Origin of the sequence: Rhizobium sp. 268, assembly GCF_036571585.1 — a bacterium.
Lineage (GTDB): Bacteria > Pseudomonadota > Alphaproteobacteria > Rhizobiales > Rhizobiaceae > Rhizobium > Rhizobium redzepovicii.
This window is the reverse complement of record NZ_JAPPSO010000008.1, coordinates 326,867-352,371: the sequence shown is the minus strand read 5'-3', so window position 1 is coordinate 352,371 and position 25,505 is coordinate 326,867. Positions and strand designations below refer to the sequence as shown.

The 25,505-nt window shown below is 62.6% G+C and carries 22 protein-coding genes and 3 tRNA genes; 15 read left to right on the top strand and 10 right to left on the bottom strand.

Going from position 1 to position 25,505, the window contains the following annotated elements; genetic code table 11:
• From OS035_RS18220 to OS035_RS18210, 3 genes are all read right to left on the bottom strand, one after another.
• Positions 1-505, bottom strand: a 505-nt coding sequence (locus tag OS035_RS18220; RefSeq protein WP_331813949.1) for a GTP-binding protein, incomplete at its 3' end; no start/stop codon positions are given.
• A 346-nt stretch (positions 506-851) separates the two neighbouring features.
• Positions 852-925: transfer RNA gene (locus OS035_RS18215), tRNA-Gly, on the bottom strand.
• A 24-nt stretch (positions 926-949) separates the two neighbouring features.
• A tRNA-Tyr gene (locus tag OS035_RS18210) sits at positions 950-1,034 on the bottom strand.
• Between the two features lie 30 nt (positions 1,035-1,064).
• On the opposite strand from OS035_RS18210, the gene OS035_RS18205 reads away from it, so the two are divergent.
• From OS035_RS18205 to OS035_RS18195, 3 genes are read left to right on the top strand one after another with little or no spacing between them, the layout of a single operon-like run.
• Entirely contained in the window at positions 1,065-1,241 is a 177-nt protein-coding gene (locus tag OS035_RS18205) for a hypothetical protein (RefSeq protein WP_165503909.1), read from the top strand.
• Positions 1,238-2,128 carry a 23S rRNA (guanosine(2251)-2'-O)-methyltransferase RlmB gene (gene rlmB, locus OS035_RS18200; RefSeq protein ID WP_183856379.1) on the top strand — a complete coding sequence of 297 codons (891 nt, stop codon included), beginning with the start codon at positions 1,238-1,240 and terminating at the stop codon, positions 2,126-2,128. The genes OS035_RS18205 and rlmB overlap by 4 nt, the downstream gene beginning before the upstream one ends.
• 37 nt (positions 2,129-2,165) lie before the next feature.
• On the top strand, positions 2,166-2,858 hold the full coding sequence (locus OS035_RS18195) for an AprI/Inh family metalloprotease inhibitor (RefSeq protein WP_097627271.1): 693 nt from the start codon (positions 2,166-2,168) through the stop codon (positions 2,856-2,858).
• 7 nt (positions 2,859-2,865) lie between these two features.
• Here OS035_RS18195 and OS035_RS18190 read toward each other — a convergent pair whose 3' ends face one another.
• The gene (locus OS035_RS18190) at positions 2,866-3,606 is read right to left on the bottom strand and encodes a hypothetical protein (protein ID WP_097627270.1); all 741 of its coding nucleotides are present in this window, start codon (positions 3,604-3,606) and stop codon (positions 2,866-2,868) included.
• A gap of 154 nt (positions 3,607-3,760) precedes the next feature.
• On the opposite strand from OS035_RS18190, the gene OS035_RS18185 reads away from it, so the two are divergent.
• Positions 3,761-3,967: a hypothetical protein gene (locus OS035_RS18185; protein WP_097627269.1), complete on the top strand. Its 207-nt coding sequence runs from the start codon at positions 3,761-3,763 to the stop codon at positions 3,965-3,967.
• Positions 3,968-4,031: 64 nt separating this feature from the next.
• Entirely contained in the window at positions 4,032-4,169 is a 138-nt protein-coding gene (locus tag OS035_RS18180; RefSeq protein WP_165503910.1) for a hypothetical protein, read from the top strand.
• Positions 4,170-4,202: 33 nt separating this feature from the next.
• Here the strand turns inward: OS035_RS18180 and OS035_RS18175 are convergent, their stop codons facing one another.
• Both OS035_RS18175 and OS035_RS18170 read right to left on the bottom strand, forming a co-directional pair.
• The gene (locus OS035_RS18175; protein ID WP_097627268.1) at positions 4,203-4,538 is read right to left on the bottom strand and encodes a hypothetical protein; all 336 of its coding nucleotides are present in this window, start codon (positions 4,536-4,538) and stop codon (positions 4,203-4,205) included.
• Positions 4,539-4,649: 111 nt separating this feature from the next.
• Positions 4,650-4,725 (bottom strand) — tRNA-Thr (locus OS035_RS18170).
• 155 nt (positions 4,726-4,880) lie between these two features.
• On the opposite strand from OS035_RS18170, the gene OS035_RS18165 reads away from it, so the two are divergent.
• Genes OS035_RS18165 through OS035_RS18155 form a run of 3 tightly spaced genes read left to right on the top strand, consistent with a single transcriptional unit; the run spans position 4,881 to position 7,222 of the window.
• A complete protein-coding gene (locus tag OS035_RS18165; protein ID WP_049734088.1) occupies positions 4,881-5,654 on the top strand; it encodes an NAD kinase in 774 nt (257 codons plus the stop codon).
• Between the two features lie 4 nt (positions 5,655-5,658).
• Positions 5,659-6,168, top strand: a complete 510-nt coding sequence (locus tag OS035_RS18160) for a hypothetical protein (protein WP_097627267.1) — start codon at positions 5,659-5,661, stop codon at positions 6,166-6,168.
• 34 nt (positions 6,169-6,202) lie between these two features.
• Complete coding sequence (locus OS035_RS18155; RefSeq protein ID WP_097627265.1) at positions 6,203-7,222, top strand: alpha/beta hydrolase family protein; 1,020 nt, start codon at positions 6,203-6,205, stop codon at positions 7,220-7,222.
• A 55-nt stretch (positions 7,223-7,277) separates the two neighbouring features.
• On the opposite strand, the gene prfB is transcribed toward OS035_RS18155, so the two are convergent.
• The 3 genes from prfB to OS035_RS18140 all read right to left on the bottom strand — a co-directional run bounded on the left by prfB (position 7,278) and on the right by OS035_RS18140 (position 12,609).
• Positions 7,278-8,409 (bottom strand): peptide chain release factor 2 gene (prfB, locus tag OS035_RS18150; RefSeq protein WP_165503911.1). Its coding sequence is split into 2 segments (ribosomal slippage): positions 7,278-8,339 and positions 8,341-8,409, totalling 1,131 coding nucleotides; the frame shifts between segments, so codons are not numbered across the junction.
• Positions 8,410-8,509: 100 nt separating this feature from the next.
• Entirely contained in the window at positions 8,510-10,969 is a 2,460-nt protein-coding gene (locus OS035_RS18145) for a penicillin-binding protein 1A (RefSeq protein WP_097627261.1), read from the bottom strand.
• A gap of 365 nt (positions 10,970-11,334) precedes the next feature.
• Complete coding sequence (locus tag OS035_RS18140) at positions 11,335-12,609, bottom strand: N-acetylmuramoyl-L-alanine amidase (protein WP_097627257.1); 1,275 nt, start codon at positions 12,607-12,609, stop codon at positions 11,335-11,337.
• A gap of 625 nt (positions 12,610-13,234) precedes the next feature.
• On the opposite strand from OS035_RS18140, the gene OS035_RS18135 reads away from it, so the two are divergent.
• Together OS035_RS18135 and OS035_RS18130 are read left to right on the top strand one after the other, a co-directional pair.
• On the top strand, positions 13,235-16,138 hold the full coding sequence (locus tag OS035_RS18135; RefSeq protein WP_097627255.1) for an Rne/Rng family ribonuclease: 2,904 nt from the start codon (positions 13,235-13,237) through the stop codon (positions 16,136-16,138).
• A gap of 141 nt (positions 16,139-16,279) precedes the next feature.
• Complete coding sequence (locus tag OS035_RS18130) at positions 16,280-16,489, top strand: type II toxin-antitoxin system VapB family antitoxin (RefSeq protein ID WP_097627292.1); 210 nt, start codon at positions 16,280-16,282, stop codon at positions 16,487-16,489.
• Between the two features lie 285 nt (positions 16,490-16,774).
• Here the strand turns inward: OS035_RS18130 and OS035_RS18125 are convergent, their stop codons facing one another.
• Positions 16,775-18,433, bottom strand: a complete 1,659-nt coding sequence (locus OS035_RS18125) for an acyl-CoA dehydrogenase family protein (protein WP_097627253.1) — start codon at positions 18,431-18,433, stop codon at positions 16,775-16,777.
• 179 nt (positions 18,434-18,612) lie between these two features.
• Between OS035_RS18125 and OS035_RS18120 the strand changes: the two genes are divergently transcribed.
• The 5 genes from OS035_RS18120 to topA all read left to right on the top strand — a co-directional run bounded on the left by OS035_RS18120 (position 18,613) and on the right by topA (position 25,505).
• On the top strand, positions 18,613-19,569 hold the full coding sequence (locus tag OS035_RS18120; RefSeq protein WP_097627251.1) for an aspartate carbamoyltransferase catalytic subunit: 957 nt from the start codon (positions 18,613-18,615) through the stop codon (positions 19,567-19,569).
• On the top strand, positions 19,566-20,855 hold the full coding sequence (locus tag OS035_RS18115) for a dihydroorotase (protein ID WP_097627249.1): 1,290 nt from the start codon (positions 19,566-19,568) through the stop codon (positions 20,853-20,855). The genes OS035_RS18120 and OS035_RS18115 overlap by 4 nt, the downstream gene beginning before the upstream one ends.
• A 61-nt stretch (positions 20,856-20,916) precedes the next feature.
• Positions 20,917-21,537: a glycerol-3-phosphate 1-O-acyltransferase PlsY gene (gene plsY / locus OS035_RS18110; protein WP_097627247.1), complete on the top strand. Its 621-nt coding sequence runs from the start codon at positions 20,917-20,919 to the stop codon at positions 21,535-21,537.
• A complete protein-coding gene (dprA, locus tag OS035_RS18105) occupies positions 21,537-22,679 on the top strand; it encodes a DNA-processing protein DprA (protein WP_097627244.1) in 1,143 nt (380 codons plus the stop codon). Before plsY ends, dprA begins: the two co-directional genes overlap by 1 nt.
• A gap of 171 nt (positions 22,680-22,850) precedes the next feature.
• A complete protein-coding gene (topA, locus tag OS035_RS18100; protein ID WP_097627242.1) occupies positions 22,851-25,505 on the top strand; it encodes a type I DNA topoisomerase in 2,655 nt (884 codons plus the stop codon).

Here is a 25,505-nt window from a genome sequence, read left to right as displayed (position 1 = left end):
AACCCTTGACGACCGGGATATCGTCGCCCGGGAAGTCGTAGGACGACAGAAGTTCGCGAACTTCGAGTTCGACCAGTTCGAGAAGCTCGGCGTCGTCAACCTGGTCGACCTTGTTCAGGAACACAACGATCGCCGGAACGCCGACCTGGCGGGCCAGCAGGATGTGTTCGCGCGTCTGCGGCATCGGGCCGTCAGCGGCCGAGCACACCAGGATCGCGCCGTCCATCTGGGCAGCACCGGTGATCATGTTCTTGACGTAGTCGGCGTGGCCGGGGCAGTCGACGTGCGCATAGTGGCGGGCCGGCGTCTCATACTCGACGTGCGCCGTCGAAATGGTGATGCCGCGGGCCTTTTCTTCCGGAGCAGCGTCGATCTGGTCGTACGCCTTGAACTCACCGAAGTACTTCGTGATCGCTGCCGTCAGAGACGTCTTGCCGTGGTCAACGTGGCCGATCGTGCCAATGTTGACGTGCGGCTTGTTGCGCTCAAACTTACTCTTTGCCATTTGAATGCTTCCTGTGAACGAAATGGTGGGCCCCGGCGAACCGGTTTAGTGCCGCCGTTTAAGGCTTTCGGCGACATTGCGCAAGACTTAATTGCAGACGCCATTCTTGGTGTGACAGCGCATATGGGGGACAATTCGCCGGCTGCAAGGCGATTCGCCGGAATGCAGGGGAAAATCACTGAAATCCTTGCAGAAAATCGCGTGGACGGCGGGAGATGAAGCACGGGCGCCCGGGGCCGAGCGCCCTCGCCTGTCAGTCGAGAGCCGCTGTCGCCAGCCTGTTCCGAAAGATCTACGCGCGGAATTATCGCGGCAGCATCGGGCCCATGAACGAGCTTTGGAGAACTGGAGCGGGTAGCGGGAATCGAACCCGCGTATTCAGCTTGGAAGGCTGCTGCTCTACCATTGAGCTATACCCGCGGGGTGGTCCGATCCGATGACGAATGGTGGAGAGAGTTGGATTTGAACCAACGTAGGCTGAGCCAACGGATTTACAGTCCGTCCCCTTTAACCACTCGGGCATCTCTCCAGTTTTTCGTCCGGATCTAGAAGACCAAGTTTGTCAGACTTCGAAGCGATGCCGCCCGTCGTCTGCGCCGCGTATATGACCGGAGCATTTCAGTCTGTCAACACGATGACAACGGAAAAAACACGAAAAATTTCATTCGCCACCGAAAGCCGGCATATGAAAGAAAGCCTATGCGGCGGCGAGCGCCATGGCTATAAAGCCGCATGAGCAAAGACAAAAAACCTGGCGGCAAGGCCGCGACAGACGCATCGGCCAAGGATACGCACTACGCCACGCTGCGGCGCGCCCACCGTGACGCAAAGCGCGAACGCGGCGAGATTCCGACCCCTCAGCCGCAGAAACGCAGGCGCGGGGCTGAGGACTGGAAGCCGCCGGCGCTGGCGCCCGACCAGGTGCATCTCTATGGCCTGCATACGGTGCGCGCCGCCCTCGACAATCCCGAGCGCAAGAAGATCAAACTCTTCGTGACGCAGAACGCGCTGGCGCGGCTCGAAGTCGACGTCGAAACGCTCGGCATTCCCTTCGAGATCGTCTCGCCGCAGGAGATCGACAAGGTGCTCGGCCCCGAGGCGATCCATCAGGGCGTCATGCTGGAAACACGGCCGCTGCCGGTCCGCCGGCTCGAAGCGCTGAAGGACAGCCCTCTCCTGCTCGTCCTTGACCAGGTCACCGATCCGCATAATGTTGGCGCGATCATGCGCTCGGCCGTCGCGTTCAATGCCGGCGCCGTCATCACCACCCAGAGACACAGCCCGACCGAGTCAGGCGTGCTCGCCAAATCAGCCTCCGGCGCGCTGGAACTGATACCTTATATACAGGTGACCAATCTCGCCGATGCGCTCGGTGAACTGCACAAGCTCGGCTTCTCCACCATCGGCCTCGATTCGGAAGGACCTGCGGCGCTCGAGGGCACGTTTTCGGGTGAGAAAGTGGCGCTGGTGCTCGGCTCCGAGGGCAAGGGGCTTCGCCAGAAGACGCGGGAAACCGTCAACGCACTTGCCCGTCTCGACATGCCCGGCGCGATCAAATCGCTGAACGTCTCGAATGCGGCGGCGATCGCGCTTTATGCGGCGCGGCTTTACCTGAAGGCATAGGCTGATCCGCATACGAGCGGCGACAAGGGGGACTGTCATGATCCGTTTGGTCTTTCCGCTCGCGGCTTGCGCAGCCGCCCTCCTCCTCTGCGGCGTGGCGTATGGGCAGGATATCGATCCCGATATCCTCAGAGCACAGGCAGGGACCTACCTCGTCGCGCCGGAAGACGGGCGCGCGGGATGCAGGATGACGCTCGAAACCGACATGGCGATCGGCGGCTATTCGATTTCCGGGCAGGAGGCCTGCACCAAGCCGTTACCATCACTCGCGGATGCCTCTGCGTGGAATTTCGACGGCAATGGCGGCATCATCCTGATCGATCCGACGCGCAAGGTGCTCGCCCGTTTCCTCGAAAAGGAGGGCTCTCCCTTGAAGACGGAAGACGGCAAGCTTTACCTGCTGACCGCCGCCCCCGACGGCGTCGATCACCTGCCGACCTTCGACAGCCTTGCCGGGACGTGGACAATGCAGCGGCCGGACGGAGCAAGGCTTTGCGGCGTAACGCTCGACAGCAATGTCGGGACGGACGGCAACGCGCCATTGTCACTTTCCGGTGACTGCGCTGCCAATGTCGCCAAGCTCAAGCTTGCGGTCTGGCATATCGAGGGTTTCGCCCTCACGCTGATGGGCGGTGACGGCTCGTCGCTCGGATTCGACATGCGCAGCGACGGCAATTTCGACAAATCGAAGCAGGAAGGCGGCAAGCCGCTTTCGCTTGTACGTCGCTGATCCCCACTCAGTCAGGCGTCCTGCAAGTGGTCGGGCCGTCCATCGGCTGTCGCGTCGTATCGCCGGCCGCATAGGCAAGCTCGACGGGATAGACGACCACGCTCGGCAGTTTCTCGATTTCGCTGGCGTGGTCGGGGCTGCGTTTGATTTCCGCCTTGTAGGCCGCGGCGCAATCCGGCAGTTGCTTCGGCGCCAGGCCGGTCTCGGCGGCAATCGCTTTCGCGCAGTCGGCACCTTCGTGGTAGAGCGAGCAGGAAGCGGTGTAGACGCGGCCAAAATCGAGTGTCAGCTCCCCCTTCCCGCTCCTGATCGCGGCAAAATCGTCGCCATCGAGGGAATCGTCGAGCAGTCGCTCGCCCGTCGCCGCATCGTAGACGACGAAGGGCAGCCCGCCGTTCCACCCGTCCGCCGCCCGGAAGAAGACGAAACCGGCGCTGACACCCATGAGATATCCGGCGGTATCGTCCGCGATCACCCGCTCGCGCTCGCTTGTGCGCTCACAAGGCGCATCGGCGGCAAGCAGCGCCAGCTTTTCGGCGCCGACCTCGCCGAGATCGACCTCCTTGACCACGAAGGCCGGATAGTGGCTGCAGGTGATCTTCGGCTTTGCATCGGGATTGAGCTCATCCTTCGGCAACGCGACGACATCCACTTTTATCGGCTTGTCGAAAGCTCGCGCATTATCAGAGGCTCCGGCGAACGAGATGAATGCCGCGACAACGACCGATGCTCTAACCGTCCGTTTCATGACCGTCCCCAACTGTTTCAGGCATCCCTGACACAGTTCAACCCGGTGCGACAGAGGGAAAACGCAAGCCTGAGATAGCCGGGCAAGGCTCGACCGATGCCGGAGAAGTTCGATTTTGCCTTGGAAAGACCTCCTGGACCACTATGATCGGGCGATGACCGATCGCAACGACCGGTCGGAAGCAAGAAGGAACGATCCCGTCATGGCTATTCGACCGCTGATTTTCGGTATCCTCTTCATCGCGGTCTTCGTCGGGATCATTCTCAGCATTATATGGGTGGACACCTCGCATCCGATCCACCAGCCCGATCCCCTGTCGCCGACGGCGCCGGGCCCTGCGACGCCGGGAACGGTGCAATAGATCCGGCAGGAACGCGGATGGCGATCAAGCGTTAATCCCGGAATCGAACGAGGATTGAACGCTTATGCGCATAATGATCGCCGTCGTCGCCTTCATGGTCGTCTCCGTGCTCAGCATCGCGATACTGTCGCCGTCCGGCGCCGGCCAGACCGGCAATGGCGGCAGGATCGAGGCGAGCGTCAACGAGCCCCTTACACATTAAAAACGGCCCGGATGATTTCCGGGCCGATCACCCTCAGCTGCGATAGAGCCAGAAAGGGATAGCGCGATCGCGATGGCGCCACTCGCGGCGTTCCTGCCAACGCTCGGCACGCCACCGCCGCCAGCGGCGGTCATCGTCGCGCCAGTCGGACCGGCGCCAATTGCGGTCGTCGCGCCAGCCACGGTCGCCGCGCCAGTCACCGTCATCACGCCAACGGTCGCCCCGCCAGCTATCATGAATTTGGACGATATCGCCTTGGGCGGCCGTCACACCCGGCCGTTCGGCCGGCATGGCGGAAGCAGGTGCAAGCGATGCGAAAGCCGCACCGGCGGCAATGGTTGCGGTGAGAATAATGTGTGCGAGCTTCATGGCTGCTTCCTCATTGATGATGAGGAGACAATGCGCCGGAGCGGCTGAACTGCCGCTGAAGCAACCCTTCAGCCAGGGTTCATCCAGGGACAGCGTATCGGAGAATAAGAATGGTGCCCCCGCCAGGGTTCGAACCCGGGACCCCCTGATTACAAATCAGGTGCTCTACCAACTGAGCTACAAGGGCAATAGGTGCCCAACTAGCAGATTCTATGATTCTGTAAAGAAAAATTCGTGTCTATGCGGAGAAGTCGGCCGCCCTCAAACGCTTGGCGATAGAAAACGTCCTTGTCGCACCAGCCCTTTATCCGTTAGCTAGAGCAGCTTCACAAAGGGCATTGCATGGGCCGTTCATTTCAGACTCTTTCCTTTATCGCCTCGCCGACGACGGAGGCGCTCGCCGCGCGCGAGGAGTTGATTCGCATCTATGGCGACGTGCCGGCCGACGATGCCGATGTCATCGTCGCGCTTGGCGGCGATGGTTTCATGCTGCAGACGCTGCACAACACCATGAATTCCGGCAAGCTGGTCTACGGCATGAACCGCGGCTCGGTCGGCTTTCTGATGAACGACTATCGCAGCGAACAGCTTCAGGAGCGTATCTGCGTCGCTGTCGAAAACGTCTTCCGGCCGTTGCAGATGACGACGGCCAACGCCGATGGCACCAACTCGACGGCGCTCGCCATCAATGAGGTCTATCTTTTCCGTCAATCCTATCAGGCGGCGAATCTGAGGGTGACGGTGGACGGGCGCGTCCGCCTGGAGGAGCTGATCTGCGACGGGCTGATGGTCGCGACCCCTGCCGGATCGACGGCTTATAATCTTTCCGCCCATGGTCCGATCCTGCCGCTGGAGGCGCCGCTGCTCGCCATGACGCCGGTCAGCGCTTTCCGGCCGCGGCGCTGGCGGGGCGCACTGCTGCCGAACAAGGTGACCGTCGATATCGATGTGCTCGAGCCGGTGAAGCGGCCGGTGAATGCGGTGGCCGACAATACCGAGGTCAAATCGGTGCTGCATGTCCGCATTGCCCAGTCGGAGCATATGACCGCACGCATCCTTTCCGATCCCGACCGCTCCTGGTCCGACCGTATTCTCGCCGAGCAGTTCAAGGATTGAGACGATGGCTGTGCGACGGATATTGATGACCACGGTTTTCCTCATCGGATGGTCGGCCGCAGCCTTGCCGGCGCAGGATGCCATCCTGCCGGCATCGGTGATTTTCGCGACCAGCACCGGCTACTGGGAGGATGACGGCAACGCACCTGATGTCGAGCGGGCGCCGACAGGCGCCGAAAGTGTTGCCAGCCCGCAGGCAAAGGCCACGCAGCGCCACGGCTACTACAAGCTCTTTGCCGTGCGCCAGGCAGACAGGACCTCCAAGGTCTATCTCCAGCAGATTGCCCAGACCGAGACCGGCCCGACGATCGCTTCTACCGTCGAGTTGCAGGAGATCAGCGACCTGAAGCCTTATGTTACCGATATACGCCCCGAAAATTCGAACGGCATCATCAAGGAACCGGGGCTGTTCGCGACGATCTATCTGAAAACCGAGCCCAATGCCGAGCCGGATGGTTGGACCGTGCTGATCGACGAATTCGGCGACATTACCGTCGAAAAAGCGACGAATTGAACCACTGGGAATCGTTCGGGAAGGAGTAGAAGAGATGAAACTCGGCTACCGCGACGGCGTCCTTTACGACAAGAACAGGTCGAATTGGGACGCAAACGGCCCCAGACCGATCAGCTGGTCGCTGTGGTACCGCGCTGCCGATGAGGCGCGGGAAAGCGATACAACGGAAAGAAGCTGGTTCAAGAAGGCGGTCGTCGCCCGCGACGCACCCGTCCGGCCGGATGTCCGGTCCTATCCCCTCGTCCTGTTGTCGCATGGGACCGGCGGATCCGCGGCCGGACTGGAATGGCTAGCGCGACGGCTGGCCGATCGCGGATTTGCAGCACTCGGCGTCAACCATCACGGCAATACCGGTAACGAGCCCTATCGCGCCGAAGGCTTCGCCTGCCTCTGGGAGCGGGCGCCGGATCTGAGCTTCATGCTTGACCACAGCGATGAATGGCTCGGCAATCTCTCCTGTCATATCGATACAACCCGCGCGTTCGCCGCCGGATTTTCGGCCGGGGCCTATAGCGTCGCGCTGCTTCTTGGCGCGGTCGCCCAGTTTTCGCAATTCGAACCATCCAGAATGAAGCCGGGTGGCACGCGCGGACCAAGGGAATTTCCCGATCTTGCCGATCATATCCCGACCTTGCTTCGCAGCAGCGATGTGTTTCGCGATTCATGGTCGCGCATGTCGAAGTCCTACCGGGACGACAGAATCAAGGCCGCGCTCCTGTGCGCGCCGGGCCGGTCCGTTCTCGGTTTCAGCGAGGAAAGCCTGAAAGCTGTCGACGCGCCCGCCCTCATTCTGGTCGGCGACGCAGACAGGGCGGCACCGGCCGCGGAATGTTCGGCATGGCTGCATGCGCGGCTGAGACACAGCACTCTTAAAATCTTCGGCGGCGGCCTTGGGCATTACGTCTTCGTGCCTGAGGGCACCGCACTCGGCCTGGCCTTTGCGGCAGAGCTCTTTACCGATCCCCCTGATATCGAGCGCGCAGCCATCCATGATGAGACTGCCGATCTGTCGGCAGCGCTTTTCCAGCACAGCGCCGTCAAAGGGCTCGCCTGAGCATCAAAAAAGCCCCGTCTCCGGGGCTTTCTCGTCTCAATTCTGCTTTTGTCTATCAGTCCACGTCGTCAACGACTGCGTCGGCGGCGCCGCTGATGCGGTGGGCGAGAGCCGCTTCCATGAACTCGTTGAGTTCGCCGTCGAGCACGTCGTCCGGCGCGGTGCTGGCGACGCCAGTGCGCAGATCCTTGACCAGCTGGTAGGGCTGCAGCACGTAGGAGCGGATCTGGTGGCCCCAGCCGATATCCGTCTTGGAGGCGGCTTCGGCGTTGGCGGCGTCCTCACGCTTCTTCAGCTCGGCTTCATACATGCGGGCGCGCAGCATGTCCCAGGCCTTGGCGCGGTTCTTGTGCTGCGAACGCTCTTGCTGGCACTGCACGACGATGCCGGTCGGCATATGCGTGATGCGCACCGCCGAGTCGGTGGTGTTGACGTGCTGGCCGCCGGCGCCCGACGAACGATAGGTGTCGATGCGGCAGTCGCCTTCGTTGATCTCGATCTGGATCGAGTCGTCGACCACGGGATAGACCCAGATCGACGAAAAGGAGGTGTGGCGACGCGCGTTGCTGTCGTAAGGCGAGATGCGCACCAGCCGGTGCACGCCCGATTCCGTCTTCAGCCAGCCATAGGCATTGTGTCCCTTGACGAGCAGGGTCGCGGATTTGATGCCCGCCTCTTCGCCGTCATGAACTTCGAGAAGCTCGACCTTGAAACGCTGGCGTTCGGCCCAGCGGGTGTACATGCGCAGCAGCATGTTCGCCCAGTCCTGGCTTTCGGTGCCGCCGGCGCCTGAATGAACTTCGAGATAGGTGTCGTTGCCGTCGGCCTCGCCGGAGAGCATCGCTTCCACCTGGCGGCGCGCAGCCTCGGCCTTCAGGGCCCTCAACGTATCCTCGGCTTCCTTGACGACACCTTCGTCGCCCTCTTCCTCGCCGAGCTCGATCAGTTCGATATTGTCGTTCAGCTGTTGTTCCAGCTGCTTGACGCCGCTGATGCCGTCATCGAGTTGCTGGCGCTCGCGCATCAGCTTCTGCGCTTCGGTAGCGTCGTTCCAGAGGTTCGGATCCTCTGCCTTGTTGTTCAACCAGTCCAGCCGTCTTATCGCCTGGTCCCAGTCAAAGATGCCTCCTCAGCAGGGTGATAGCCTGCTTGGTTTCATCGACCACGTTTTCGATTTCGGCTCGCATTTTCCTGCTTTTCTGTAACGGTCTTCTTCAAATGCTGCTGAATAGAGACGCCCGCCGCGGATGTAAAGAGCCGCGGCGGGCGTTCAAAATTCGGCGACGGTCAGAACAGGCCGGGCGTGCCGGTCTGGACGGCCTGGTTTGCCTGCGGCGAGGTCTTCAGGATCTCTTCCGGCGCCATGGTGCTATCCATGCCGATGACGTTGAAGCTGTCGGCCGGGCCGGTGCCTGGTTTGAAGGCCTCGATGATGGTGTTCGGATCGCCGTCGACGGCGGCCATGCCGGTCTTGCGGTCGATCGAAATCAGGTTCATGCCCGGCGGGATGACGAACTTCGATTCCGGCGTGTCCTTGACGGCGGCCTGCATGAATTCGTTGAAGATCGGGGCGGAGAGACCGCCGCCGGTGCCGCCGCGGCCGAGCGGGCCAGGCGTATCGAAGCCCATATAGAGGCCGGCGACCAGATCCGGTGTGAAGCCGACGAACCAGGCATCCTTCTCGTCGTTGGTGGTGCCGGTCTTGCCGGCGACGTCGCGGCCGCCGAGATCGATCTTGCCGGCGGCGGTGCCGCGCTGAATGACGCCCTGCATCATCGAGGTGATCTGATAGGCGGTCATCGGGTCGAGAACGGTCTCGCGGTTGTCGACGACATTCGGCTCTTCCTGGTTCTGCCAGTCGCCGGCATTGCAGCCCTCGCACAGACGCTCCTCATGCTTGAAGATCGTCTTGCCGTAGCGGTCCTGGATGCGGTCGATCAATGTCGGCTTGATCTGCTTACCGCCATTGGCGATGACCGAATAGGCCGAGACCATGCGCAGCACCGTCGTGTCGCCAGCGCCGAGCGACATGGAGAGAACCGGCAGCATGTGATCGTAGATGCCGAAGCGCTCGGCATATTCGGCGACGATGTTCATGCCGAGATCGTTGGCGAGGCGCACCGTCATCAGATTGCGGGAATGCTCGATGCCCGAACGCAGCGTCGACGGGCCGCCGGATTCGCCGCCGTAGTTTTCCGGCCTCCAGACCTGGCCGCCCGAGACGATCTCGATCGGCGCGTCCATGATGACGGAGGCCGGCGTATAACCATTGTCCATCGCGGCGGCGTAGACGAAGGGCTTGAACGAGGAGCCCGGCTGGCGCATCGCCTGGGTGGCGCGGTTGAATTCGGACTGCGAATAGGAGAAGCCGCCGACCATGGCGAGCACGCGGCCGGTTTTCGGATCCATGGCGACCAGGCCGCCCTGCACCTTCGGCGGCTGCTGCAGGCGATAGGAGGTCGAGGCGTCGTCGCCGAGCTTTGCGACATAGACGACATCACCGGGGGCGACGGCGCCGACCGGCGATTTCGTGCTCTTGCGGGCGCTGTCGGCCGAACGGAAGGCCCACTGCATGTTCTTGGCGTCGATCGTGCCGCGTTGACGGTCGGCCGAAACCTTGCCGCTTCCATCCTTGGGTGGCTGCAGGCCGATATCGACGGTGCTGTCGGAGACGGCGAGCACGACGGCAAGCCGCCATTCCGGGACGTCGGCGAGCGCAGGAATATCGGCAAGCGCCTTACCCCAGTCACCGCTTGCATCGATCTGCTTGATGGGCCCGTGGAAACCGCGGCGCTCGTCGTAGGTCACCAAACCGTCCTGCAGCGCCTTGCGGGCAGCGAGTTGCATCTGCGGATCGAGCGAGGTGCGCACCGAAAGGCCGCCTTCATAGAGGACTTTCTCACCATATTGGTCGATCAACTGGCGACGCACGGCTTCGGCGAAATAGTCCGAAGCAAAAAGCGAGGGGCCGGTCGTGCGGGCGGTGACGCCGAGCGGCTGCTTCTTGGCTTCCTCGCCGTCGCTCTGGCTGACATAGCCATTCTCGACCATGCGGTCGATCACCCAGTTGCGACGCTCGAGCGCAGCTTCGGGATGGCGGAAAGGATGATAATTGGCCGGACCTTTCGGTAGCGATGCCAGATAGGCGGCTTCGGCAACCGTCAGTTCGGTAACGGATTTGTTGAAATAGGTGAGTGCCGCGCCGGCGATGCCATAGGAATTCAGGCCGAAAAAAATCTCGTTCAGGTAGAGCTCAAGGATTTTGTCCTTGCTGTAGGCCTGCTCGATACGGAAGGACAGGATCGCTTCCTTGATCTTGCGGTCGATCGTCTGGTCAGAGCTCAAAAGGAAATTCTTGGCGACCTGCTGGGTGATCGTCGACGCGCCGACGGGGCGGCGGCCGGAACCGAAATTCTGCAGGTTGACGAGGATGGCGCGGCCGAGACCGGTGAGATCAACGCCCGGATGGTTGTAGAAATTCTTGTCTTCGGCCGACAGGAAAGCCGCCTTGACGCGGTCGGGGATGGCCTGGATCGGCAGAAAGAGACGCTTTTCCTTGGCGTATTCGGCCATCAGCGCACCGTTGCCGGCGTGGACACGGGTGGTCACCGGCGGCGCATAGCTGTTCAGAACGGCATAATCCGGGAGATCCTTCGCGACGTTGGCGAGATAGATGGCAACACCCGCCGCCGCGACCAGAAACAGGACGCAGGCCATTCCGAAGAAATATCCAAAAAGTCTAACCATATTTTCAGCTACCGGTCTCTTCGATCTTCAATCGGCGCAGAACGCAACGATTGCACGGATCAAGGCAATTTGCACGTTGCGCGGCTTACTCCATGAGCGCTACCGCCACAAGCCGATTCCGCGCCACAGGCTTACGAAACATAAGCCGGAGTAACGGCGCGATTGTGAGGAAAATAGGGCTCTGCCCGCCGCATTCACCGCTGCGGCCGCGTTTCATTAGAACTGTCACATCCAAGCAACGCCCGCCCCCGCCGCCAATCCGAACCATCCCGCTCAGACTTTGAGTCATGCGACTTACATTAAGTCTTTGTTTTCATTAATTTCGCCGACCCACAACCCCTATGGATTTATGGGTCGGTCAGGCATCAGCCGCCATTGGCGATGACGGCAGCGCGGTAGCGCTTCACCGCATCGGTCAAAAGACCGACGATCTTGCCGCGCCAGGTCTCGTCGAGCAGCAGTTTCTCATCGTCGGCATTCGAGAGGAACCCGAGTTCGAGGAGGATCGACGGCACGTCGGGGGCCTGCAGCACGCGAAAACCGGCATGACGGTGCGGGTTGTTGATGGTGCCGACCTGGTCCTTGAAAGAATTCAGCACGCTTTCGGCGAGCGAGATCGAGAAAGCCTGGGTCTCGCGCCGGGTCAGATCGAGCAGGATATCGGCGACCTCGGGCGGCTCGGCGACCGTTTCCTTGCCGGCAATCTGGTCGGAGAGGTTTTCGCGTTCGGCAAGGTCGGCGGCGAGCTTGTCGGATGCCTTGTCGGAGATGGTGTAGACGGTAGCGCCGCGGATATCCTTCTGCTTCAGCGTGTCGGCATGCAGCGAAATGAACAGGCCGGCATGGTTCTGGCGGGCGATCAGCACACGCTGCGAAAGCGACAGGAATTCGTCATCTTCGCGCGTCAGGAAAGCCTTGATGCCGGGCTCCTTGTTCAGCCGCTCGGTCAGCGCCTTGGCGAAGGCAAGCGTCACCTGCTTTTCCTCGGTCTTGGTGTCGACCCCGATCGCGCCGGTATCGATGCCGCCATGACCGGCGTCGACGGCGATGACGAAATCGCCGGGGGCGGGTTTCTCAGGCGCCGGAATGGCGCTCGTCGTCTGGGCCGCCTCGCTCCCATCGCTCGACGTCCGATCATTCCAGGATTGCGTCTTCACCAGTTCGGCAAAGGCCTGCTTGTCGATCATCTCGGCATCGAGCACAAGACGATGACCCTTGCCGGCCTCGTCGGCCTGCACCTTGGCGAGCGCCAGCTTCACCGGCCGTGCCGTCGTCAGAACGATGCGGGCGCTTTCCTCGTCCATCTTGCCGTAGCGGATATCCTTGAACAGGCCGCGGGCAGCGAGATCCTCGGCCGGAAAACCGAAGGCGGTCGCCGGCAGGTCGATGACGATGCGTTCCGGATTGGCGATATAGTGGACCGAGAAGCGCGGTTCGCGATCGAAATCGATGACAATACGGGTCCTTGCATCGTCGCCGACGATGCGCGCGCCATAAGCAAGCAGCGGATCCCCGGCCTCGGCGGAACCGGCAACGGCCGGCAGCAGACCGACGGCCAGAAGTGCTGCCAGAATCCGCCTTGCGAATGTCGATCGCCGCCGCCCTGCGGATTTCGCCGCGATCCGAGCCCTCTTAAACAATAACCCGCCACACCCTATCTGTATTGCGATGGAGCCGACGCGGCCGCGTCGAACGTCGCCTGGACGAAACACCCTTTGCGGCCCGCCGAATCGCAATCACTCTATCCCCAGTTTCTATGCGTTACGAAATCCATCAATATTATGGCACATTTGGCTTTTCCCTTGCTATTGTGACACAGAAAACATACAACGAATTTTAGGGTAAAGTGTTGACGGGATAGAGTCGCCGCAAAGGCTGCCAGCCAGATCAGGACCTGGCGCCACCACCGGTCATCGTCCGCCGTCTCATGCGCTTCATCCCTAGAACTGGATCCTGATTTTCCGGCTTATTGTCGGAATTCATTGGTGGATCAGCCACCACGCTCTCAGGGAGCAAACTCATCGGACCCGAACGGGTCTTCGTATTTGTCGATCACGCTTGGTTGTTGATGGTTTCGCAGCAGGTTTTATCTGAAGTGTACAGGCCCCGGACCGAAATGGTTCCGGCTGCGGTCTGGCTGCTGCCCTCCCCCTCGCATCAGGCGCGACTTTCATTATCCGGCGCGGCTACAGTGGACCGCATTCTTTCTGTTTCAACAGCAGTCGGGAATGCGCTCTCGCGGCCACGCCGAGGAGCACAGCTTACATGGCAGACAAAATGCTTATCGATGCGTCTCACGAGGAAGAGACGCGCGTCGTTGTCGTTCGCGGGAACCGCATAGAAGAATTTGACTTCGAGTCGCAGCACAAGAAGCAGATCCGCGGCAACATCTATCTGGCAAAGGTAACGAGGGTCGAGCCCTCGCTGCAAGCCGCTTTCGTCGATTACGGCGGCAACCGGCACGGCTTCCTGGCCTTCGCCGAAATCCATCCCGACTATTATCAGATACCGCTTGCCGACCGTCAGGCGCTGCTTCGGGCCGAGGCCGAGGAGCATCGCCGCGATGAAGATGTCGAGCATGTCGAAACCGCGCCGATGGTCGATCTTTCCAAGCAGGATCAGCCGGATGTCGGCATCGTGCCGGCAGAGGCGCCGGAAACGGCTGCTGCGACGGAAGAGCCGGCAGCGGCAGCGGTAGAGGCCGCTGCATCGCCCGAGGCCGCTGAGGAAGCGCCGGCCAAGAAGGCCAGACCGCGCCGCAGCCGCAAGAAGGCAGCCGAGCCGGCTGCCGAGACGACCGCGACCGAGGACGCCGTTCCCACAGACGTCGAAGCCGAAGGCGCTTCGAGCGTCGACAACGAGGATGACGGCTCGACCGGCGGCGCGATGGCCGCCATGGTGGAAACAGACTCGATCTCCGAAGACGTCGACACCAGCAAGCGTCGCCACGATGATGACGACGATGATGACGATCACGGCGAAGAGGAAGTCATCGAATCCGTCGGCGCCGAAGACGCGATGGAGGAAGTGCCGGATCGCGTGCAGCGCAAGCCGCGCAAGCAGTACCGCATCCAGGAAGTCATCAAGCGCCGCCAGATCCTGCTCGTCCAGGTCGCCAAGGAAGAGCGCGGCAACAAGGGTGCAGCGCTCACCACCTATCTATCGCTTGCCGGCCGCTATTCCGTGCTGATGCCGAACACGGCGCGCGGCGGCGGCATTTCCCGTAAGATCACCAACCCGGCCGACCGCAAGCGCCTGAAGGAAATCGCGCGCATGCTCGAGGTGCCGCAGGGCATGGGCGTCATCCTGCGCACGGCCGGCGCCAACCGCACCAAGGTCGAGGTCAAGCGCGACTTCGAATATCTGATGCGCCTCTGGGAGAACGTGCGCACGCTGACGCTGGCGTCCACGGCTCCCTGCCTCGTCTATGAGGAAGGCTCGCTGATCAAGCGCTCGATCCGTGACCTCTACAACAAGGATATCGGCGAGATCATTGTTGCCGGCGAGGAAGGCTATCGTGAAGCGAAAGACTTCATGAAGATGCTGATGCCGAGCCATGCCAAGGTGGTTCAGCCCTATCGCGACATTCACCCGATCTTCTCGCGCTCCGGCATCGAAGCCCAGCTCGACCGCATGCTGCAGCCGCAGGTGACGCTGCGCTCCGGCGGCTACCTGATCATGAACCAGACGGAAGCGCTGGTTTCGATTGACGTCAACTCCGGCCGCTCGACGCGCGAACACTCGATCGAGGACACCGCGCTGCAAACCAACCTCGAAGCCGCTGAGGAAATCGCCCGCCAGCTTCGCCTGCGCGACCTCGCCGGCCTGATCGTCATCGACTTCATCGACATGGAAGAGAAGCGCAACAACCGCGCTGTCGAGAAGAAGCTCAAGGAATGCCTGAAGAACGATCGCGCCCGCATCCAGGTCGGCCGTATCTCGCATTTCGGCCTGCTGGAAATGTCGCGCCAGCGCATCCGTGCCTCGGTTCTCGAATCGACGACGCAGGTCTGCTCGCATTGCGGCGGCAGCGGCCATGTGCGTTCGCAGTCCTCCGTCGCGCTGCATGTCCTGCGCGGTATCGAGGAATATCTGCTCAAGAATACCACGCACAATATCAGCGTACGCACCACGCCTGACATTGCGCTCTACCTGCTCAACCACAAGCGCCAGACAATCATCGATTACGAAAACCGTTTCGGCGTCGCTATCGTCATCGATGCGGACGGTTCGGTCGGGGCGCAGCATTTCGCCATCGATCGCGGCGAGGCCGTGGAGAACCCGGTCAAGATCGAGACGCTCTTCAATTTCGCAGCCATTCCCGAGGATGACGACGACGACATCGTCATCGAAATGGATGAGGAAGAAGACGAGGAACTCGAGGAAAAGCCGGCAGCCACTGAGCGACCCGTCGCGGCACGCTCCGAAGGCGAAGGTGACGGCAACCGCAAGCGCAAGCGCCGCCGGCGCCGGCGCGGCCGCAACGGCAATGCCGAGCAGCCGGCATCGGCAGCAGGCGAAGCCGGCGACGAGGATGAAGACGGCGACGACGAGGGCGGCGAAGGTGATGAAACCACCGAAGCCACGTCCGAGACGCTGGCTGAGAGCGAAGAATCGCAGCGCCGCAAGCGCCGCCGTCGCGGCAAGCGCGGCGGCCGCCGCAACCGCGCCGAGGACGGTTCCGAACTGACGGCCGGCGAAGCCGGTGAAGACAATGGCGCTGACGGGGGCGGCGAAGAGAGCGAAGGCGACGACGTTTCGAACAACGGCGCTGCTGGAGAAGCCGAAACAGTCGAAGCGGTTGCCGAGCAGGCTGGCGAAAGCCAAGCCGCAGCTGCCGCTGTCGAGGGTGCGGCTGTTGTCACCGAGGATGTGAAGCCAGCCCGGGGCCGCGGCCGCCGCAAAGCCGCCCCAGCGCCTGTGGAGGAGCCAGTAGCAGAAGCAGCTCCTGTCGCCGAAGCCGAGCCGGAGCTGGTCGAGGCCTCCGCCGATCTCGAAACGCCCGCTCAGGAAGAGGCCCCGGAAGAGGCAAAGCCAGTTCGCGCCAACCGCGAATCCAACATCACCTCCTCCGAGCCGACTGTGAAATCCACCCGCAGCGAAAATGGCGAAAGCGACGACGGCAAGCCGAAAAAGGCCGGCTGGTGGCAGCGCCGTGGCTTCTTCTGAACGCTGATTTTCGGACGTAAATGATCAATCCGGCCGCGGCGACGCGGTCGGATTTTTGCTTGTGGCAACGGTACCTTCAGTGAAGTTGAACCCCAAGGGATGGGCGTGTACCTTCATCATATTGGTACAGCCGAGGTTGTCATGCGGACGACGATCGATATCGATGACGGCTTGCTCGACGCAGCAATGATCGTCACGGGATTGGCGACAAAAGATGCCGCCGTCGAACAGGCTTTGCGAAACCTCATCGAGAAGCACCGCCGGAAAAATGCGATCGCCGATCTCGCAGGCATAGGCTGGGAGGGCGACCTGGAAGAGAGACGTTGCGACCAGCCGGACGACGGACAGTGATCGTCATCCACAGTCGGTGGTGGATCGTGCATCAGCGCGGGACAAGTGTGGCCAGCCAGGTCCGGGAGATCGTCGACACCCCCCTCATCCGCCTGCTGGCACCTTCTCCCCGCGCGCGGGGAGAAGGTGATATGCCGCAACGTCTCCATCCGTCGCCAGTGTCTCGCGGGGCACGTCCCCTCGCCCCGTTTACGGGGAGAGGGTTAGGGTGAGGGGCAGCCGTCGGCGCAGCGCTTCGCTATCGATTGGATCGACGAGGCGAGGTGAACAATACGCCGCCTGTGGTCAGCCCGCCGGCGGATAGAGCAGGTCGACGATGTAGCTGGCGTCGAAGCGGGAATCGAGCATGCCGTAGGTGGAGCGCCAGCCGCCGGCAAGGCGCGTCTCGATGAAGGCATCGGCAATGCGCCCAGCGCCCAGCCGATAGAGTTCGGCGGCACCGGCGGCAAGCGCCAGCTGCTCGACGAGCAGGCGCGCGGCCCCCTCGTCCTGTTCGCAGAGCGCGATTGCAGCGCGCAGCACGTCGATCGTCTTCTTGCCGGCCGGACCGAGATCGCGGGCAAGACCAGCGAACACCGTCTCGAATAGGTCCTTGCCGCGGTTGAGCACGCGCAGCACGTCGAGCGCCATGACGTTGCCGGAGCCTTCCCAGATGGCGTTGACGGGAGCTTCGCGGTAATGGCGGGCGATCGGGCGTTCCTCGATATAGCCGTTGCCGCCGATGCATTCCATCGCCTCGTAGATCAGCGCCGGCGCGATCTTGCAGCACCAGTATTTGGCGACCGGCGTCATGACGCGGGCATAGGCTGCCTGCTCGGCATTGCCACGCGCCTTGTCGAAGGCGTCGGCCAGACGGAAGGACAGTGCGGTGGCGGCGGCGACATCGAGCGCCATGTCGGCCAGCACGCGCGTCATGATCGGCTGGTTGACGAGCATCTTGCCGAAGACGTTGCGGCCGCGGGTGTGGTGTACGGCTTCGGCCAGCGAGGCGCGCATCATGCCTGACGAGGCCAGCGCGCAGTCGAGCCGCGTCAGCGTCACCATGTCGAGAATGGTGCGGATCCCGGCATCCGCGCCGCCGAGCAGGAAGCCGAAGGTATCGGTGAACTCGACCTCGGCAGAGGCGTTGGATCGGTTGCCGACCTTGTCCTTCAGCCGCTGGAACTGCAAGCCGTTGGCCGAACCATCCTCCAGCAGCCGCGGCACGAGGAAGCAGCCCATGCCCTCCTTCGTCTGCGCCAGCATGATGAAGGCATCGCTCATCGGAGCGGACATGAACCATTTGTGGCCGGACAGCCGGTAGATGCCTTCGCTGACCTTTTCGGCAGCACTGCGGTTGGCGCGCACATCCGTGCCGCCCTGCTTTTCCGTCATGCCCATGCCGATGGTGACGGCGGATTTCTGCATGGCGGGTTTGTTCGACGAATCATATTTGCGCGAGAGGATTTTGGGCGCCCAGTCCTTCTGCACCGCGGCCGAGGCCGAGAGCGCGGCAACGGAGGCGCTGGTCATCGTCAGCGGGCAGAGATGGCCGGATTCCAGCTGCGCGGTCAGATAGAAGCGGGCGGCGCGAACCTTGTGGGCCTGATCCTTGGCATCGGCATCGGCCTGCGGATCCCAGACGGAAGAATGCAGGCCGACCGACATGGAGCGGCGCATCAGTGCATGCCAGGCCGGGTGGAATTCCACGACGTCGAGGCGCTCGCCGCGCGGACCGTGGGTGCGCAGCTGCGGCGCGCCCTGGTTTGCCATGCGCGCCAGCTCCTGCGCCTCCGGCGAGGTGACGTAGCGGCCCATGTTTTCCAGGTCTTCGCGAATGCCGCGCGGCAGGGCCGCCGTCAGATCGACGATCAGCGGATCGGACCGATAGGCGTTGATGCCAGACCACAGGCTCGGCTGGTTGAGTTCTGCGAGTTTTTCGTCAGTCCGGTTGGCGGAGGTCATAATTCGCTTCTAGTGTAAGAACCCGGCAAAGGGAAACCGGAAGTTATGATTCGGTTCATTCTGCTCTATCGGAATTCTGGCGAAAATGCATGGGGACATAAGCCTTTGCCCACAGCGCATGCTTGCCCCGGCGGGCCGCACTCTTTATAGACCCGCCAGAGACAGCAAGAGGCAGGGTCATGGTCTTTTTCCCCCACCGCCACCTCATCGGCATTAAGGGCCTCACCGAGCAGGATATCACCTATCTGCTCGACAAGGCCGACGAAGCCGTCAAGATCAGCCGCCAGCGAGAGAAGAAGACATCGACGCTGCGCGGACTGACGCAGATCAACCTCTTCTTCGAGGCATCGACACGCACGCAGGCCTCGTTCGAACTTGCCGGGAAGCGGCTCGGCGCCGACGTCATGAACATGTCGGTCGGCAATTCCTCGGTGAAGAAGGGCGAGACGCTGATCGATACGGCGATGACGCTGAATGCGATGCGCCCCGACGTGCTGGTCATCCGCCATTCGAGCGCGGGGGCGGCCGCCCTTCTCGCCCAGAAGGTCTCCTGCTCGGTCGTCAATGCCGGCGACGGGCAGCACGAACATCCGACCCAGGCGCTGCTCGATGCGCTAACGATCCGCCGCGCCAAAGGCAAGCTCCCGCGCATCATCGTGGCGATCTGTGGCGACGTGCTGCATTCGCGGGTGGCGCGCTCCAATATCCTGCTGCTCAATGCGATGGGCGCCCGCGTGCGCGTCGTCGCGCCCGCCACTCTGCTGCCCGCCGGCATCGCCGATATGGGCGTCGAGGTCTTCCATTCGATGAAGGAAGGACTGAAGGACGCCGATGTGGTGATGATGCTGCGGCTGCAGCGCGAACGCATGTCCGGCGCCTTCGTGCCTTCGGTGCGCGAATACTATCATTTCTACGGGCTCGACGCCGAAACGTTGAAGGCGGCGAAAGAGGATGCGCTAGTCATGCATCCCGGCCCGATGAACCGCGGCGTTGAGATCGCCTCCGAGGTGGCGGACGGTCCGCAGAGCGTGATCGCCGAACAAGTGGAAATGGGGGTCGCGGTGCGAATGGCGGTGATGGAGACGCTGCTCGTATCGCAGAACCAAGGCCCCCGAACCGATGGATTGAAGGCATGAGCAACCCGATCGTCCTCCAGAACGTCCGCATCGTCGATCCCTCGCGCAATCTCGACGAGGTGGGTTCGATCATCGCCGCAAACGGGGTGATCCTGGCTGCCGGCAGCGCGGCGCAGAACCAGGGCGCGCCCGAAGGCGCTGATATCCGCGACTGCGCCGGCCTTGTCGCCACGCCCGGCCTCGTCGATGCGCGCGTCCATATCGGCGAACCCGGCGGCGAGCACCGCGAAACGATCGCCTCGGCGAGCCGGGCGGCCGCAGCCGGCGGCGTCACCTCGATCATCATGATGCCGGACACCGATCCCGTCATCGACGACATCGCGCTCGTTGAATTCGTCAAGAAGACGGCGCGCGACACCGCTGCCGTCAACGTTTATCCGGCCGCCGCCCTGACCAAGGGGCTTGCCGGCGAGGAGATGACGGAGATCGGCCTGCTGATGCAAGCAGGCGCCGTCGCCTTCACCGACGCCCATTCCAGCGTCCACGACACGCAGGTGCTGCGGCGGATCATGACCTATGCGCGCGAATTCGGCGCCGTCATCTGCTGCGAAACGCGCGACAAATATCTTGGCGCCAACGGCGTCATGCATGAGGGGCTTTTCGCCAGCTGGCTCGGGCTCTCCGGCATTCCAAGAGAAGCCGAGCTGATCCCGCTCGAACGCGATCTCAGGATCGCAGAGCTGACACGCGGCCGGTATCATGCCGCGATGATCTCGGTGCCGCAGTCGGTCGAGGCGATCGAACGCGCCCGCAGCCGCGGCGCCAAGGTGACCTCAGGCATCTCGATCAACAATCTGGCGCTCAACGAAAACGACATCGGCGAATATCGCACCTTCTTCAAGCTCTACCCGCCGCTGCGCCCGGAAGACGACCGGGGCGCCATGGTCGAGGCGTTGGCACGCGGCGAGATCGATATCATCGTCTCCTCGCACGACCCGCAGGATGTCGATACGAAGCGACTGCCCTTCGGCGAGGCTGAAGACGGGGCGATCGGCCTCGAAACCATGCTGGCGGCGGCTCTGAGGCTTCACCATGGCGGCCAGGTGAGCCTGATGCGCCTGATCGACGCCATGTCCACCCGCCCGGCTGAGATTTTCGGCCTCCCCGCCGGCACGCTGAAGCCGGGGGCTGCGGCCGATATCGCGCTGATCGATCTCGATGAGCCTTGGCTTGTCGCCAAAGACATGCTTCTCTCGCGCTCGAAGAACACGCCGTTCGAAGATGCGCGCTTCAGCGGGCGGGCGGTCGCGACATATGTCTCGGGAAAGCTTGTCCACGCGCTTTAGGAAACGGTGTCCTTAAAAAACGGGATATTAGGGATAGGCCACGGAGGGGCTGAGGCGGTATATGTTATCCAATCTCATGTCATGGCAGATCACGCTGCCGATCGCGCTTGCCGCCGCCGTCATCGGCTATCTCTTCGGCTCCATTCCTTTCGGCCTGATCCTGACGCGCGCCGCCGGGCTCGGCGACGTGCGCAGCATCGGCTCCGGCAACATCGGCGCGACCAATGTGCTGAGAACCGGAAATCGCAAGCTCGCGGCGGCGACGCTGCTGCTCGATGCGCTGAAGGCATCGGCGGCGGCCTGGGTCGTCGGTTACTTTCTCGGTGAGGAGGCTGCGATCATCGCCGGCTTCTTCGCCTTCATCGGCCACCTCTTCCCGGTCTGGATCGGCTTCAAGGGCGGGAAGGGCGTCGCCACCTATATCGGCACCCTGCTCGGCGTCGCACCGATCATGGTAGTGCTCTTCGCCGCCGTCTGGCTGGCAATCGCCTTCACCACCCGCTATTCCTCGCTGTCGGCGCTGGTCGCCATGCTTGTCATCCCGGTTGCGCTGTGGATATTGGGTAATGAAAAGGTTGCAGCCGTCATGGCGATCATGACGCTGATCTCCTACTGGAAGCACAGGGCGAATATCTCCCGGCTGATGGGCGGCACGGAAAGCAAGATCGGGGCGAAGGGATAATGGATGCGCTGAGCGCGGGACCAAAAGGCACTGTGCTGAGCGAACGGCAGAGAATTGCCTGGCTGCGCCTCATCCGTTCCGACAATATCGGCCCGGCGACCTTTCGCGACCTCATCAATCATTTCGGTTCGGCCGAGGCGGCGCTTGCGGCGTTGCCGGAGCTTTCGGCGCGCGGCGGTGCGACGCGGGCAATCCGTATCGCCAGCGAGGCCGAGACGCATCGGGAGCTGGAGGCGGCGCATCGTTTCGGCGCCCGCTTCGTCGGCATCGGCGAGCCGGACTATCCACAGGCGCTGAAGCAGATCGACGGCGCGCCGCCGCTGCTGGCCGTCAAGGGCACGCTTGCCGCCGCCAAACGACCTGCTGTCGGCGTCGTCGGCTCGCGCAACGCCTCGATCGCCGGCGCCAAATTCGCGGCGATGGTGGCCCGCGACTGCGGCCGGGCTGGATATACCGTCGTCTCGGGCCTGGCGCGCGGCATCGACACATCGGCGCATCGGGCAAGCCTGGAGACGGGCACGATCGCGGCCCTTGCCGGCGGTCTCGACCAACCCTACCCGCCGGAGAATATCGGCCTGCTTGCGGAGATAACCGGCGGCAACGGCCTGGCGGTCAGCGAAATGCCTTTCGGCTGGGAGCCCCGCGCCCGTGATTTCCCGCGGCGGAACCGGCTGATCGCCGGCATCGCGCTCGGCCTCGTCGTGGTGGAAGCGGCAACGCGCTCGGGATCGCTGATCACCGCCCGCCTTGCCGGCGAGTTCGGCCGGCTGGTATTTGCCGTACCGGGCTCACCGCTCGATCCGCGCTGCCATGGCACCAACGGCCTGCTCAAGGACGGCGCTTCGATCGTCACCGCACCCGCCGATGTCATCGAGGCCTTGGCGCCGCTTGTGCAATTCGAGCTGTTCCCGTCGTCGATGGCGGAGGAGCCGCCGCGTGACGGCGGGGCAATGACGATGCCGCCCGGCGATACGGATCGCAATCGCATCATCGATGCGCTCGGGCCGACGCCGGTCGAGATCGACGATATTATCCGCCACACCGGACTGTCGGCATCGGCGGTCTATCTGATCCTGCTGGAACTCGACATCGCAGGCAGGCTGCACCGGCATCAGGGCGGTCTCATCTCGCTTTCCGATTGAGCTTTGCGCGATACGGGCCGGCCGCTTTGCAGCAGCCGCAAGACGTAAAATTGTAGCTAACCCCTTGACCGCAGCGATTTCCCTGTCCATGTCGGAGGGCCGACATCCATGTTGCGGTGTGTGTTGCGCTGGTTTCAACGCTGGCGTCGTTTCCTTTTTTAGAGAATCATCATGAATGTTGTAGTGGTGGAATCGCCTGCCAAGGCCAAGACGATCAACAAGTATCTGGGTTCGGGATACAAAGTGCTCGCCTCCTTCGGCCATGTGCGCGATCTGCCTGCCAAGGATGGCTCGGTCCTCCCCGATCAGGATTTCGAAATGCTTTGGGAGGTCGACGGGGCCTCGGCCAAACGGATGAAGGATATCGCCGACGCGGTGAAATCTTCCGACGGCCTTTTTCTCGCGACCGACCCGGATCGCGAAGGCGAAGCGATTTCCTGGCACGTCCTCGACATGCTCAACAAGAAGCGGGTGCTGAACGGCAAGCCGGTCAAGCGAGTCGTCTTCAACGCGATCACCAAGAAGGCGGTGCTCGACGCGATGGCCGATCCGCGCGACATCGACGTGCCGCTGGTCGACGCCTATCTCGCGCGCCGCGCGCTCGACTACCTCGTTGGCTTCAATCTTTCGCCGGTCCTCTGGCGCAAGCTGCCCGGCGCACGCTCCGCCGGCCGCGTCCAGTCGGTGGCGCTTCGCCTGGTCTGCGACCGCGAATCCGAAATCGAGCGGTTCATTTCGGAAGAATACTGGAACATCTCGGCGCTGCTGAAGACGCCGCGTGGCGACGAGTTCGAGGCAAGGCTGGTTTCGGCCAACGGCAAGCGGCTGCAGCCGCGCGCGATCGGCAACGGCGAGGACGCGGGCCGCCTGAAGGCGTTGCTGGACGGCGCGAGCTATGTCGTCGACACGGTCGAAGCCAAGCCGGTCAAGCGCAATCCCGGACCGCCATTTACGACCTCGACCTTGCAGCAGGCTGCCTCCTCCAATCTCGGCTTCTCCGCATCGCGCACCATGCAGATCGCCCAGAAGCTTTATGAAGGCGTCGATATCGGCGGCGAGACCGTCGGTCTCATCACCTATATGCGAACCGACGGCGTGCAGATGGCGCCCGAGGCGATCGAGGCGGCGCGCCGCGCCATCGTCGACCAGTTCGGTGAGCGTTATATGCCTGAAAAGGCGCGCTTCTATTCCACCAAGGCCAAGAACGCCCAGGAGGCGCACGAGGCGATCCGCCCGACCGATTTCTACCGCTCGCCCGACCGCGTGCGCCAATTCCTCGACGCCGACCAGATTCGGCTCTACGACCTGATCTGGAAGCGCGGTATCGCCAGCCAGATGGCCTCGGCCGAAATCGAGCGCACGACGGCTGAAATCACCGCCGACAACAAGGGCGAGAAGGCCGGGCTGCGCGCCGTCGGCTCGGTCATCCGCTTCGATGGCTTCATAGCCGCCTATACCGATCAGAAGGAAGACGGCGAGCAGAGCGACGACGGCGACGAGGGTGGCCGCCTGCCGGAGATCAATGCGCGCGAGACGCTCGCCAAGCAGAAGATCAATTCGACCCAGCATTTCACCGAGCCGCCGCCGCGCTACTCAGAAGCCTCGCTGATCAAGAAGATGGAAGAGCTCGGCATCGGCCGCCCCTCTACCTATGCCGCGACGCTGACGACGCTGCGCGACCGCGACTATGTGACGATCGACAAACGCAAGCTGATCCCGCAGGCCAAGGGCCGGCTGGTGACGGCTTTCCTCGAAAGCTTCTTCACCAAATATGTCGAATACGACTTCACCGCCGATCTCGAGGAAAAGCTCGACCGGATTTCCGCCGGCGAGCTGAACTGGAAGCAGGTGCTGCGCGATTTCTGGAAAGATTTCTTCGCCCAGATCGAAGACACCAAGGAACTGCGCGTCACCAATGTGCTCGATTCGCTGAACGAGGCGCTGGCGCCGCTGGTCTTCCCGAAGCGGGAAGACGGCAGCGATCCCCGGATCTGCCAGGTCTGCGGCACCGGCAACCTGTCGCTGAAGCTCGGCAAATACGGCGCCTTCGTCGGCTGCTCGAACTATCCGGAATGCAATTACACCCGCCAGCTCTCCTCCGAAAACGGCGGAGAAGCGGATGGTGCCGCCCTCAACGAACCGAAGAACCTCGGCACCGATCCGACGACCGGCGAGGAACTGACGCTGCGCTCTGGCCGCTTCGGCCCCTATATCCAGCGCGGCGACGGCAAGGAGGCCAAACGCGCTTCGCTGCCGAAGGGCTGGAAGCCTGAGGACATCGACTACGAAAAGGCGATGGCGCTGATTTCGCTGCCGCGCGATATCGGCAAACATCCGGAATCGGGCAAGATGATCTCGTCTGGCATCGGCCGCTATGGGCCGTTCCTGCTGCATGACGGTTCCTATGCCAATCTGGAAACGATCGAGGATGTGTTCTCGGTCGGCCTCAACCGCGCCGTGACCGTCATTGCCGAAAAGGCAAAACAGGCGCCGGGCCGCGGTTCGCGCGGCACGCCGGCGGCGCTGAAGACGCTCGGCGATCATCCCGATGGCGGCGCCATTACTGTTCGCGACGGCAAGTACGGTCCTTACGTCAACTGGGGCAAGGTCAACGCCACACTGCCCAAGGGCAAGGATCCGCAGGCCATCACCGTCGAGGAAGCGCTGGCGCTGATCACGGAAAAGGCCGGCAAGGCGCCTGCGGGCAAGACGAGCAAGGCGAAAGCCAAGCCGAAGGCGGCGGCGGCCGAAGCCAAGACCACCAAGACGGCGGCCAAGCCAAAGGCAACGAAGGCGAAAGCGCCCGCGAAATCGAAAAAGAGCTGA